This window comes from Paenibacillus sp. B-A-8 (assembly GCF_048572915.1).
GTDB lineage: Bacteria > Bacillota > Bacilli > Paenibacillales > Paenibacillaceae > Paenibacillus_AQ.
The window spans coordinates 4,200,323-4,211,960 of sequence record NZ_CP183882.1; the positions used below are offsets into that span (position 1 = coordinate 4,200,323).

An 11,638-nucleotide genomic window follows, 5' to 3' on the forward strand; every position below is an offset into this window, starting at 1 on the left:
TAAGAAAGTATAAGTTACATCTTATCCCTTAACCTTATATTCCACCTATTTAGCGTATTCAACAGCCCGTGTCTCACGAATTACGGTAACTTTGATATGTCCTGGATAATCCAGTTCACTTTCAATCATCTTCGTAATATCGCGAGCAAGACGGAATGCCTCTGCATCGTCAATCTTCTCTGGCTGTACCATCACGCGTACCTCACGGCCCGCCTGAATAGCAAATGATTTCTCAACGCCTTCGAACGACTCTGAGATTTCTTCCAGTTTTTCTAGACGTTTAATATACGTTTCCAGTGTTTCACGGCGAGCGCCAGGTCTTGCTGCTGACAATGCATCAGCGGCACCAACCAACATAGCAATAACCGAGGTAGCTTCGCAATCTCCATGATGAGACGCGATACTGTTGATAACAACCGGATGTTCCTTATATTTCTTCGCTAGTTCAACGCCGATCTCAACATGCGATCCTTCTACTTCATGATCCAGCGCTTTGCCGATATCATGAAGCAATCCTGCACGTTTTGCAAGCACGATGTCTTCCCCAAGCTCACCGGCCATCAGTCCAGTCAAATAAGCAACCCCCATAGAGTGCTTCAATACATTTTGACCATAGCTTGTACGGAATTTCAGACGACCCAGAATCTTGATCAAGTCTGGATGCAATCCATGAACACCCACTTCGAAAGTAGCTTGTTCACCATATTCGCGAATTCTTTCGTCCACTTCTTTGCGGGATTTTTCCACCATCTCTTCAATACGAGCGGGGTGGATACGTCCATCTGCCACTAGTTTCTCAAGTGCCGTACGGGCCACTTCGCGACGGATTGGATCAAATCCCGACAAAATAACTGCTTCCGGAGTATCATCAATAATGAGGTCGATACCTGTAAGAGTTTCGAGTGCACGAATGTTACGGCCTTCACGACCGATAATCCGACCTTTCATCTCTTCGTTCGGCAGGGTAACAACTGAAACTGTTGTCTCGGCTACGTGATCAGCTGCACAGCGTTGGATAGCGAGTGTGATGATTTCGCGGGATTTCTTATCCGCTTCCTCTTTCGCCTGCTGTTCAATTTCTTTGATCATTTGAGCCGTTTCATGGCGAACTTCTTGCTCAACATTGCTAAGAATAATACTTCTTGCATCTTCGATGCTTAAATTGGAAATGCGCTCCAATTCAGTGACTTGGTTTTTGTAAATAACATCAATTTGCTGTTGGGTTTCATCAATTCGTTTCTCTTTGTTAGCTACTTGTTCTTCTTTTCTTTCAAGCGATTCCATTTTTTTATCCAGAGATTCTTCCTTTTGCAGCAAACGTCTCTCTTGCCGTTGGATTTCATTCCGACGTTCACGAGTTTCTTTCTCAGCTTCAGTACGGATTCTATGGACTTCGTCCTTAGCTTCCAATACCGTTTCTTTCTTCAGCGCCTCTGCGTCCTTCTTCGCGTTCTCCACGATGACTACGGCTTCTCTTTCTGCGCTTTGAATTTTAGCTTCTGCAAGGGATTTACGAATAAAATAACCGAATCCAAAGAATAATGCAGCTACAACGAGAACGATAATGACCCAGATCCATGCTTGCATCTGTTCACCTCCTCGTTGGTTCCTCTCCAAGGTATCCCCCTGGGAATTGTGCAGTTGTTAAACTATCCGTTCATCACCATACAAAAAACCGGTAAACAACCGATTGCCATACTGCACATGCTGCACATGCACACTGCCCGCCTTATCCGGCGATTACATTTCATATGAGTTGTACGCGAACCGTTTTAAAAAGTCCCCTTTTTGGGAAGGAAAAAGGATTCTTACTTTATGCCGATTCATGTTATATTTTATTATTTATAAAAAGACATTGTCAAGAGAGTCGATATACGCATTAATGTCAAGAGAATCAGTGAGTCTAGTAAAATTCCTCATCTTCACCCTCATAATTGTCTTCTTCAAGTAAAGTATTGATCACTTGACGCACCATATCGCCTGAGAATCCACGCCGCATTAAGAAGGCGCCAGTCTTTCTTCTCTTATCTGCAGCTTCACCTCGGATGAGATTCCATTTCTTACGTCCGGTCTGAAGTGCACTCTCAAGTTCTTGTTCAGGGCTGATATTCTCCAAGGCTTCCGAGATTAAAGATTTGTCGATTCCTTTCTCACGTAGCTCTTGGCGAATCCACATCTTTCCTTTGCGTTGGTTCGTAATGCGTTGCTCTGCCCATTGCTTTGCATACAAAGGGTCATCAAGAAGTCTTTCCTGCTGTAGCCGTTGCACCACTTCCGCAATAATAGTCTCCCCTATTTCCTTCTGCCGTAAACGGCGAGTCATTTCCATAGCGGTTCGTGGCTTTCGTTCTAGATAACGAAGTCCTTCTACATAAGCTCGTTGTCGCTCATCAGCAACAACAATTTCCTCCAAATCGGCTTTCATAAAAGAATTCCCAGTAATCATCCGATATTTAATCATGACGTCTTCGTGTACAGTCATGTTATAAGCTCCGAAATGTATGATATAGCGGTGATCCGATTTCTTCTGACGTTCTACCTTAGTGATTTCTAAAAGTTCTCCATCAGGAAAATCTGCAAGAACTTGTAAGTCCTGCTCATCCGATTCAAAATCCATATCCAGCTGTATTACCATAGTTGCTTGTCACCTCATAGCAATAAAATATCCCCCACAAAGTGTAGCTTAAATTCGATGCGTACTCAGGTACTTTGCGAGGACCCCAAATAAATATTTCTGATGCGTTAAGAAAAGACACCCTGCAACAATGAATCACAGGGCGTCCTATTCCTTAATAAATTCTATTGTTCGATTTCGAGAAGTAGCTTTTCTTCTTCCTCTTGCTCTGCAATGATTTCCGCTTCATTTGGTGCAGCAACAATAGTGGAGAGATTACTTGCTTCACGAATCTTGTTCTCAATGATGAGCGAAATATCTTGATGTTCCTTCAAGAACTGTTTGGCATTCTCACGTCCTTGGCCGAGACGCTCGCCTTCATAGGAATACCATGCACCACTCTTATTCACGATGTCCATTTCAGTACCGATGTCTACAAGACTTCCTTCTCTGGAAATCCCTTCACCATACATGATATCAACATCAGCTTGTTTAAATGGAGGTGCTACCTTATTCTTCACAATCTTGATCTTGGTGCGGTTACCTACAACGTCGTTACCCATTTTGATACTTTCCACACGACGAACATCCAACCGTACGGAAGAGTAGAATTTCAGTGCTCGTCCACCCGGAGTTGTCTCAGGGTTACCGAACATAACACCAATTTTCTCACGAAGCTGGTTAATAAAGATAGCAATTGTATTTGATTTACTAATGGCACCAGAAAGCTTCCGAAGCGCTTGAGACATCAAACGAGCCTGTAGGCCGACGTGTGAATCACCCATATCGCCTTCAATTTCCGCTTTAGGAACCAAAGCAGCTACGGAGTCAACGACAATAATGTCTACTGCGCCACTTCGTACAAGTGCTTCAGCAATCTCAAGTGCCTGTTCACCCGTATCTGGCTGAGATAGTAACAATTCATCAATGTTTACGCCCAAGTTACGTGCATACTTCGGATCGAGCGCATGCTCAGCATCGATAAATGCAGCTTGTCCTCCTTGTTTTTGCACTTCTGCAATAGCATGAAGAGCAACAGTTGTTTTACCGGAGGATTCAGGTCCGTATACTTCAATAATACGTCCCTTTGGAAGTCCGCCTATACCTAACGCAATATCAAGTGCCAAAGATCCGCTAGGTACAACTTCCACTTGCATATGAGTGGATTCTCCCAGTTTCATGATCGAACCTTTACCAAATTGTTTTTCTATTTGACGAAGCGCCATATCAAGCGCTGCACGACGATCTGACAATCAGACCACTTCCTTCACTGTTTATAATAATATAATAACGTGTTTTTGAGGTCTTGCCAAGCTTTTTTTCGAACATACATTCGTTTTTTTTGTCTCAAGCGTTAATTATCCCTTTTATTGTAAGCCTCCTTCCGGATATAGAAGTTAACTGATTTCTCTACTTCACCGGACATCAACGACTTATGATCATAACCAAAAACATTGATCAAAATCTCTGCAAATATACAAAAAACCGCAGCAAAGAAATCTCAGTGCCACGGTTCTTCCGTATGTTCCAATTATAACTGGGCTAATCTCCCATTACAAGTCTGAACCCTCAAGTGGTGTCTCCACCTTGCGTTCCTCAAGTCTACGCCATAGTCGATACAGTAGAGCTTTAACAGTACGCAGTCGTATATTCTCACGTGTCCCTTTAAGATTAAGCTCATATACCTCTGTCTTACGCCCGCGTTCAGCTAAACCAATAAATACAAGTCCGACTGGTTTACGTTCAGAATAGCCTGGTCCTGCTACGCCTGTTACAGATAAACCGAAATCACTGTCCGCAATCATTCTCACCTGATCGGCCAACACCTCGGCAACTTCACGACTTACCGCCCCTGGAGCATCAGGCCCCTCCAAATAAGCACTTGGCACATTCAGAAGTTTTTTCTTTAGATCGTTCGAGTAACAGACGATTCCTCCCGCAAACATCGAAGCGCTACCTGGTATGTTGGTTATACTCTCCATCAGCAAGCCTCCGGTACAGCTCTCCGCCGCACTTAAAGTCAGACCTGCATCCGCCATCCAATCTACAATTAGCTGTTCTAGTGGTACATCAATATTCGCATATAAATGCTCTGGCAAAATCTCTTTGATCTGCTTCTCCAGAATCTCCAGCTTCTTGAAAGCTTCATGCTCGGAAGGCGCCTTTGTCGAAATACGAACGGTTACTTCTCCCTCTTTTGCATATGGAGCTATGGTTGGGTCTGTCTGGCTGTGAATCAGATCTATGAGCTTATCCTCAAGCAGTGATTCTCCGATACCTGCAAATTTTAGCATTTTAGAATAAAGTGGCATTTCTGACGTCAGAGCATGCTGCTGAAGCCAAGGTACTGCTTTATCTACGAACATTGGTTTCATCTCGCGAGGCGGACCAGGAAGCACAATATAATATTTCTTTTCATGCTCAAAAGCAATACCCACAGCAAGACCAATCTCATTTGGCAAAGGTGTGGTTCCTTCAATTATAAGTGCCTGTTTACGATTATTCTCTGTCATTACAATCTTACGATCATCAAAGAAACGTTGTACATGATCCATTGCCAAACGATCTATATGGAGTGTTCGACCTAAAGAAGCAGCCAATGCATCTTTTGTAAGATCATCTTCTGTCGGACCAATACCACCTGTAAAAATGATAACATCAGCTCTGTTTTGAGCGATTTCAATAGCTTGCTGCAAGCGACTGCTGTTATCGCCAACTACGGTTTGAAAATATACATCAATCCCAATAGCAGCTAACTCTATAGATAGAAACTGGGCATTACTATTCACGATTTGACCGAGCAAAAGCTCCGTGCCTACTGCAATAATCTCCGCTTTCATCCCTGGCTTTCGCCTCCTAGTTATAATGTAGACACACTGCCTTTAGGGTTTAAAAAAGGTAATAGGTACTTTACCTATTACCTCTCCTATATGTAGCTACCTAAAATGCTTAAGCATTATGCAGCTGTAGCAGCTCTTTATTCTTCACAAAATAATCAATTCCAGAGTAAATAGTGATCAAAGCTGCAGCCCAAATGGCAATATCGTCTACAGGAATGCTGACGAATTGAAATGGAAAATTGTTCAACAACAGCAGTGAGATCGCTACAATTTGTACAACCGTCTTTATCTTGCCCCATTTGCTGGCGGCAACCACTTTCCCCTCTAACAATGCGATCTGGCGAAGCCCGGTTACTGCAAACTCACGACTTATGATAACAATTGCAATCCATGAATCACATCTGCCCAGTTCGACAAGTGAAATCAGAACAGCGGAAACTAACAGCTTGTCCGCTAACGGATCAAGGAGCTTACCGAGGTTGGTCACCATATTATATTTCCTAGCTATGTAGCCGTCTATTCCATCTGTGCTGGCTGCAAGCAAAAAGATTACAGCGGCTACCAAATGATTAACAGATAGCTGGAAAGAGCCCCAATGTATTGGTTCTGGGTAAAAGCTAAAATCCACCAGTAAGAAAAACATCATAATCGGGATCAGGCAAATACGTGCTAGCGTGATGCGGTTGGGCAAATTCACTGAAGTTCCTCCCCTAAATCGTTCATACAAATGACCTGAGTCAGGCTCATCTATTTCTACTTAAGCAAGTATATTATAGCTATAAATAGGTGTCAAAAAAAATACAAAGCACCCCGCATCATGGTGCTGATAAGCACTGCGGGGTACAAAATTCTATTTTAAGTTGTTGAACTGCAGGTCCAGCGGCAAATCAGCTTTACGCAAAATCTGGATAATTTGCTGTAAATCATCGCGACTCTTACCGGTTACGCGGATCTGATCTCCTTGAATCTGGCTCTTCACCTTCAATTTCGAATCACGAATCAGGATGTTAATTTTTTTTGCGTTCTCCTGATCTATCCCTTGCTTAAGACCTAAGCGCTGACGAACACTTCCCAGGGAAGCAGGCTCTACTTTGCCGAAATCCAAGTTCTTCAGCGTGATACCTCTCTTCACCATCTTCGATTGTAAAATATCAATAACAGCATTTAACTTATATTCGTCCTCAGAGGCGATAATAAGTGCGTCTTTCTCAAGCTTCAGACTGCTTTTACTGTTCTTAAAGTCAAATCGGTTATCAATTTCTTTCTCTGTTTGGTGGATCGCATTAGTTAATTCCTGCATATCCATTTTAGATACGATATCAAATGAACTTTCTGAACTCATAACTCCACGTCCTTTGTACATTTTAGTCTGCTACTATTATAAAAGAATGATACCCTTAAGTCTAATTTTGGATAATATGTACCCCACCCGACACAGAAAACAGCCCCACAGAGTGGAGCTTTTCCTTCGAAATGAGTTCTGTTCAATGGTAGAAATACGTCTCCACAGGGAGTATCCCCTCGGAGACGCTCATTTCTAAGTTTTCTATCTGCTTCGGAGCGGGCTTCGAAACATATCCAGAATTCCAAGCACAATATGTGCAATACCGAAACCGAGAATTCCATAGCCCCAAGCACTTGGCGTCATATAGTATCCGATGAGACTGACAACAACCCCAAGTCCAGCTACAATCCAGCTAACGATCATAAGAATGTCACCTCACTTTGGCTAAGAACTGGAAACAATCTTATGTTCCCCACATAGCCAAAGTCTATGCATCGTATTTCTTATTGGCCTGTTTCATTAGTCTGGTCAGAAGTATCAGTGGTACCTTCATTCTGGCTCGTTTGACTTCCAGTACCATCATCCAGATTAATTAACAGACGAGATGAGGTCTTTTCATCTGTAATTACTTGTCCATTGACAGTAATCTCGGTAGCTGGTGAATATCCAGATTTAATATACATTCCTTCACTTCCGAGAACAAAGCTCATATGATCTCCTGCCGCTGTGTTACCAAATGAGAGCTTCTCACCTTTAGAGTTCTCACCTTTATACACCTCGAGCCAGCTTACTCCAGTAGCTGAAATTTCAACCTTCACTTCACTTCCAGCCGGAGCTGAAACCTTGAACTTGGTAGTTTTCCCTGACTTCCCATCCGGTGTAACTGTAATGGATTGCGGGGAAGGCGTAGGTGTTGGCGTAGGCTCTGCCGTAGGTTCAGTTGTTGCTTCTGTACCAGCTGAAGCCGTTGGCGCTACAACACCTCCTCCTGAAGCCGGTGGAGATGTCTGTGCTGTCGTAGGATCCTGCTGTTCATTCGTCAGATTCGTCTGATCAATTTGAGCGGGGTCCGGCTTGTTCAAACTGGAAGCATAAATGTAAATCACAACAATAATCAATATTGGAAATGTCCACATTAGCACTGTTGGCAGCCATTTTGCATTCCGTTCGGTTTCTGGTCTACGGCTGCGTTTTTGAATCACCGTTTCCATAGCTGTGTCTTCAGGAGGGGCAGGTACATTCCCATGCTCCTCTAGCAGCTCGTCTGGGCTCATACCTACTGCCTCTGCGTATGTTTTGATAAACGCCCTAACATAAAAACTTCCTGGAAGCACCTTATAGTCTCCAGACTCGATGGCTTCCAAATACTTTTTGCGAATTTTCGTTACTTCCTGGACATCGTCAAGACTCATCCCTTTTTGCAGACGCGCCTCTTTCAATTGCCGGCCCAGTTCCGACATACCATCACCTCCTGTAAGTTTCAATGAATCATCATTGGTGTTTTATAGATCATCACTGTAGCTCGTCGTGAACGACTCGTACAATATTTCTTCATTTGGATTATTGCGAAGCTCAATAATAATATCAAAATCATCAAAGGTGTACTCAGATTCCCGCACAAAAATATCTGGATGCTCGATCACTTTCGTACTAGGCATACTCATAACATTTTGTAATAAATTATAATGCTTCTCATTAGAGCGGATCGTACTAACAATACCATCAATAATAAATACATTATGTGGGTTCATCTCATCTTCTGCTAATTGACTTCGAACCGTCTGACGTAAAAGTGTCGAAGAGACAAATGTCCACCGCTTCATCGCGCAGACACTGCCGGCAATAATCGATTCAGTCTTTCCTACACGGGGCATACCTCGAAGTCCTATTACCTGATTTCCATCTTTTTTAAACAGCTCCCCGAGAAAATCGACCAAAAGACCGAGCTCATCGCGGGTAAAACGAAACGTCTTTCGATCATCTGAATCCCGTTCAATATATCGCCCATGGCGCACAGCCAGCTTGTCTACGAGTCTTGGAGACCGCAGAGCTGAAACTGTAATATTATCAACTTTCTTGAGCATTTCGCCCATCAGCATTATTTTGTCGTCGTCATTAGTCTCCAGCAACATTCCGCGTGTCTTTCCTTCAACGCCATTAATCGTCAGAATGTTGACTTCTAGCATCCCTAACATTGAAGCGATATCACCAAGCAGACCGGGTCTGTTCTTGTGAATCTTGTACTCCATATACCATTGTTTATATTCCACTTGTACACCTCATAGATTCCTTTTCCCTGCACTTTGATATCCATCAAAAAAATGCCGTTCAGACAAAGCGATCTGAAACACGGGTCATGTTAATGATATATAAAATAAAAATGAAAGGCAAGGTCAGTCCTGTAATAATTGCAGAAAAGCTCCCACAAGGGGAGCTTTTCCGCAAGCTTAGGCGTGATTTTTCGCCAATTTGACCATGAGTTTAGCAATCGTCTGCTTTTCTTCATCGTTACCGACGTCCCATAGCTCTTTGATTGCACGGTTTTGAGTGTTTGCTGGATCCACTTTTTCATCGAGGAATTCCCCGATTTCAAAAGCCAGCTTTGAGATTGTGTCTTCACTCATCCCAAGTTTCTCCGCCTGTACAACTCGTTTTCCTAGAAATTTTTTCCAGGTGTCAAAATTTTTGATTACGCTATCGCCTTGTGTCATCTTAAATCCTCCTTCATATTTACGGTCAAACACCTGCATACAGGCTGTAAGCCGTCTTACGTGAGATTTAAAAACAACACTTATAATATGTCTCAGACGCTAAGTTCTTATGCTGGTGTTTTTCTCCAACATAAGCATCAAGTAATCCATCCACCGTTTGGACTAATAATCTGACCCGTGATATACCCGGACTCAGGCAAAGCCAAAAAATAAATCAGTGAGGATATTTCATTAGGAGTAGCCAAACGTCCTGCCGGAATCTCATCCTCCAACATACGGACTTCATCCTCCTGTAAATTGGATAACATGTTCGTATTAACCGCTCCTGGAGCTACCGCGTTAACCGTTACACCAGATGGAGCCAGCTCTTTAGCTAAAGCTTTTGTAAAGGCGTTCACTCCACCTTTGCTAGCCGAATAAGCTACTTCACAAGAAGCTCCAGTGATTCCCCATACGGAAGAAACGTTGATGATACGACCATAACGCTGAGACACCATGTACGGCATAAAGATCTGACTGCACATAAAGGTTCCCTTCAAGTTAATGGACATAATATCATCCCATTCTTCTTCGGTCACATCAGCTAGCATTCCGTAATGCGATTTACCGGCATTATTGACGAGGATATCCGGCTGCATCCCATTACTCTCCAGCTTTTCAGCCATACGTACAATCTGACTACGGTCCTTCATATCCGCGTTTACTGTCATTACCTTTGCTCCAAGGGCCATACAACGCCGAGCGACATCATTCGCAGCCTCATGTGAGTGCTTATAATGAATAACTATATTCATCCCGACAGAAGCAAACCGTTCCGCAATGGCGCCGCCGATCCCTCCGCTGCCCCCTGTAACGAGCACTGTCATTTCCCCTAGTGGTTTGCTGCTCTCTCCCAAAACGCTCACCTAAGGACTCACCACCAATGATACGGCAAGTTGATCCCAGTTTACATGGGCTTGCAGACGCTCATTAACTTCTGCCAAAGTAATTGATTCGTAAATAGGCAGAACTTCAAACAGGTCACCACCGCGGAACTGGTAGCGTGTAAATTCATGTGCAATATTTTCAGGGGAGTTCAACATGCGCAAATATCCGCCTATTTTCTTTTTCCGTGCCCGCTCGAAATCCTTCTCCGCAAAGCCAGTTTTTAAGATTAGATCAATTTCTTCTTTTATTCGTTTTAAAAGCAAATCCGGATCCTTCGTATCCCCACCCATTGCAGAAAAAGCATACTGCGGAGAACTATTAAATTCATGTCCAAAGCTGTCCGAGATCAGTTCCTCATCATATAGTTTTTGATACAATGCTGTGCTGCTACCAACCAACAAATCAAGCATTAGCTTGGTTATCAGATCACGTTTTAGAGAAGCTTCACCCGTTAGACCGTCTACTTTTTCCTTGAAACCAAACATGATTTTGGGCATCGATACGGCAAGCTTGCTTTCTAGACGTTTTGTAGCCACTTGTACTGGTTCATCTTCAAAAATACGCTTGATTTCACCTTGCTTGCCGTAGGTTTTACCCTTTTGGTTACTGCGAATCAAGGAGAATACTTTCTCCGGATCCACGCCTCCAACTACAAACAACAGCATATTGCTTGGATGATAAAAAGCGTTATAACAAGTGTACAGCGTTTCTTTCGTAATAGTACTAATCGATTCTATCGTACCTGCAATGTCAATCCGTACCGGATGCTTTGAATACATCGCTTCAATAAGGCCAAAATACACACGCCAGTCCGGGTTATCAGCATACATATTGATTTCTTGACCAATAATTCCCTTTTCCTTTTCTACATTCTCATCTGTAAAATAAGGTCGTTGAACAAAATCAACGAGCGTACTAAGATTGGTCTCTATATTCTCAGTTGCTGAGAAAAGATAAACTGTCTGATCAAAGCTTGTAAAGGCATTAGCCGAGGCTCCGTTTGAAGCAAAGGTAGCAAAAATATCGCCTTCTGGCTCTTCGAACATCTTGTGCTCTAAAAAGTGAGCGATACCATCAGGAACAGTGGTCTCTTCTCCGCCTGCGACATGAAAGTGGTTGTCAACAGAACCGTACTTAGTAGCAAATGTAGCATAGGTTTTTTTGAATGTTGGTTTCGGCAGCACGTATACCTGAAGTCCGTTATCCATGACCTCATGATAAATGGTCTCTTGTAGTCTGTCGTAATGAATTTGTTCCATCG

At 43.0% G+C, this 11,638-nt stretch carries 12 protein-coding genes; all 12 read right to left on the reverse strand.

Annotation, left to right across the window (positions count from 1 at the left end; all coding sequences use genetic code 11):
• Positions 1-45: 45 nt before the first annotated feature.
• Positions 46-1,587 carry a ribonuclease Y gene (rny, locus tag ACN6MV_RS18760; protein WP_419884618.1) on the reverse strand — a complete coding sequence of 514 codons (1,542 nt, stop codon included), beginning with the start codon at positions 1,585-1,587 and terminating at the stop codon, positions 46-48.
• 316 nt (positions 1,588-1,903) lie between these two features.
• Positions 1,904-2,635: a regulatory protein RecX gene (locus ACN6MV_RS18765; protein WP_156114826.1), complete on the reverse strand. Its 732-nt coding sequence runs from the start codon at positions 2,633-2,635 to the stop codon at positions 1,904-1,906.
• 164 nt (positions 2,636-2,799) lie between these two features.
• The gene (gene recA, locus ACN6MV_RS18770) at positions 2,800-3,867 is read right to left on the reverse strand and encodes a recombinase RecA (protein WP_375103280.1); all 1,068 of its coding nucleotides are present in this window, start codon (positions 3,865-3,867) and stop codon (positions 2,800-2,802) included.
• A gap of 300 nt (positions 3,868-4,167) precedes the next feature.
• Positions 4,168-5,454: a competence/damage-inducible protein A gene (locus ACN6MV_RS18775; RefSeq protein ID WP_042128811.1), complete on the reverse strand. Its 1,287-nt coding sequence runs from the start codon at positions 5,452-5,454 to the stop codon at positions 4,168-4,170.
• A 109-nt stretch (positions 5,455-5,563) separates the two neighbouring features.
• Positions 5,564-6,151 carry a CDP-diacylglycerol--glycerol-3-phosphate 3-phosphatidyltransferase gene (pgsA, locus tag ACN6MV_RS18780; protein WP_042128813.1) on the reverse strand — a complete coding sequence of 196 codons (588 nt, stop codon included), beginning with the start codon at positions 6,149-6,151 and terminating at the stop codon, positions 5,564-5,566.
• A 153-nt stretch (positions 6,152-6,304) separates the two neighbouring features.
• Positions 6,305-6,796, reverse strand: coding sequence for a YajQ family cyclic di-GMP-binding protein (locus ACN6MV_RS18785; protein ID WP_042128814.1), 492 nt, complete (start codon positions 6,794-6,796; stop codon positions 6,305-6,307).
• 204 nt (positions 6,797-7,000) lie between these two features.
• Positions 7,001-7,162 carry a hypothetical protein gene (locus tag ACN6MV_RS18790; RefSeq protein WP_170880301.1) on the reverse strand — a complete coding sequence of 54 codons (162 nt, stop codon included), beginning with the start codon at positions 7,160-7,162 and terminating at the stop codon, positions 7,001-7,003.
• Between the two features lie 80 nt (positions 7,163-7,242).
• A complete protein-coding gene (locus tag ACN6MV_RS18795) occupies positions 7,243-8,199 on the reverse strand; it encodes a helix-turn-helix domain-containing protein (protein WP_419884619.1) in 957 nt (318 codons plus the stop codon).
• Positions 8,200-8,241: 42 nt separating this feature from the next.
• The gene (locus tag ACN6MV_RS18800) at positions 8,242-9,009 is read right to left on the reverse strand and encodes a DUF3388 domain-containing protein (protein ID WP_042128818.1); all 768 of its coding nucleotides are present in this window, start codon (positions 9,007-9,009) and stop codon (positions 8,242-8,244) included.
• A gap of 177 nt (positions 9,010-9,186) precedes the next feature.
• Complete coding sequence (locus tag ACN6MV_RS18805; RefSeq protein ID WP_042128820.1) at positions 9,187-9,450, reverse strand: DUF3243 domain-containing protein; 264 nt, start codon at positions 9,448-9,450, stop codon at positions 9,187-9,189.
• 137 nt (positions 9,451-9,587) lie between these two features.
• The gene (gene ymfI / locus ACN6MV_RS18810; protein ID WP_042132274.1) at positions 9,588-10,316 is read right to left on the reverse strand and encodes an elongation factor P 5-aminopentanone reductase; all 729 of its coding nucleotides are present in this window, start codon (positions 10,314-10,316) and stop codon (positions 9,588-9,590) included.
• Positions 10,317-10,355: 39 nt separating this feature from the next.
• On the reverse strand, positions 10,356-11,636 hold the full coding sequence (gene yfmH / locus ACN6MV_RS18815) for an EF-P 5-aminopentanol modification-associated protein YfmH (RefSeq protein ID WP_042128822.1): 1,281 nt from the start codon (positions 11,634-11,636) through the stop codon (positions 10,356-10,358).
• Between the last annotated feature and the right edge of the window lie 2 nt (positions 11,637-11,638).

Excerpts from the sequence above, each read along its gene's own strand:
- rny (WP_419884618.1), bottom strand. The coding sequence starts at position 1,587 with ATGCAAGCATGGATCTGGGTCATTATCGTTCTCGTTGTAGCTGCATTA.
- ACN6MV_RS18765 (WP_156114826.1), bottom strand. The coding sequence starts at position 2,635 with ATGGTAATACAGCTGGATATGGATTTTGAATCGGATGAGCAGGACTTA.
- ACN6MV_RS18775 (WP_042128811.1), bottom strand. The coding sequence starts at position 5,454 with ATGAAAGCGGAGATTATTGCAGTAGGCACGGAGCTTTTGCTCGGTCAA.
- ACN6MV_RS18785 (WP_042128814.1), bottom strand. The coding sequence starts at position 6,796 with ATGAGTTCAGAAAGTTCATTTGATATCGTATCTAAAATGGATATGCAG.
- ACN6MV_RS18790 (WP_170880301.1), bottom strand. The coding sequence starts at position 7,162 with ATGATCGTTAGCTGGATTGTAGCTGGACTTGGGGTTGTTGTCAGTCTC.
- ACN6MV_RS18795 (WP_419884619.1), bottom strand. The coding sequence starts at position 8,199 with ATGTCGGAACTGGGCCGGCAATTGAAAGAGGCGCGTCTGCAAAAAGGG.
- ACN6MV_RS18805 (WP_042128820.1), bottom strand. The coding sequence starts at position 9,450 with ATGACACAAGGCGATAGCGTAATCAAAAATTTTGACACCTGGAAAAAA.
- ymfI (WP_042132274.1), bottom strand. The coding sequence starts at position 10,316 with ATGACAGTGCTCGTTACAGGGGGCAGCGGAGGGATCGGCGGCGCCATT.
- yfmH (WP_042128822.1), bottom strand. The coding sequence starts at position 11,636 with ATGGAACAAATTCATTACGACAGACTACAAGAGACCATTTATCATGAG.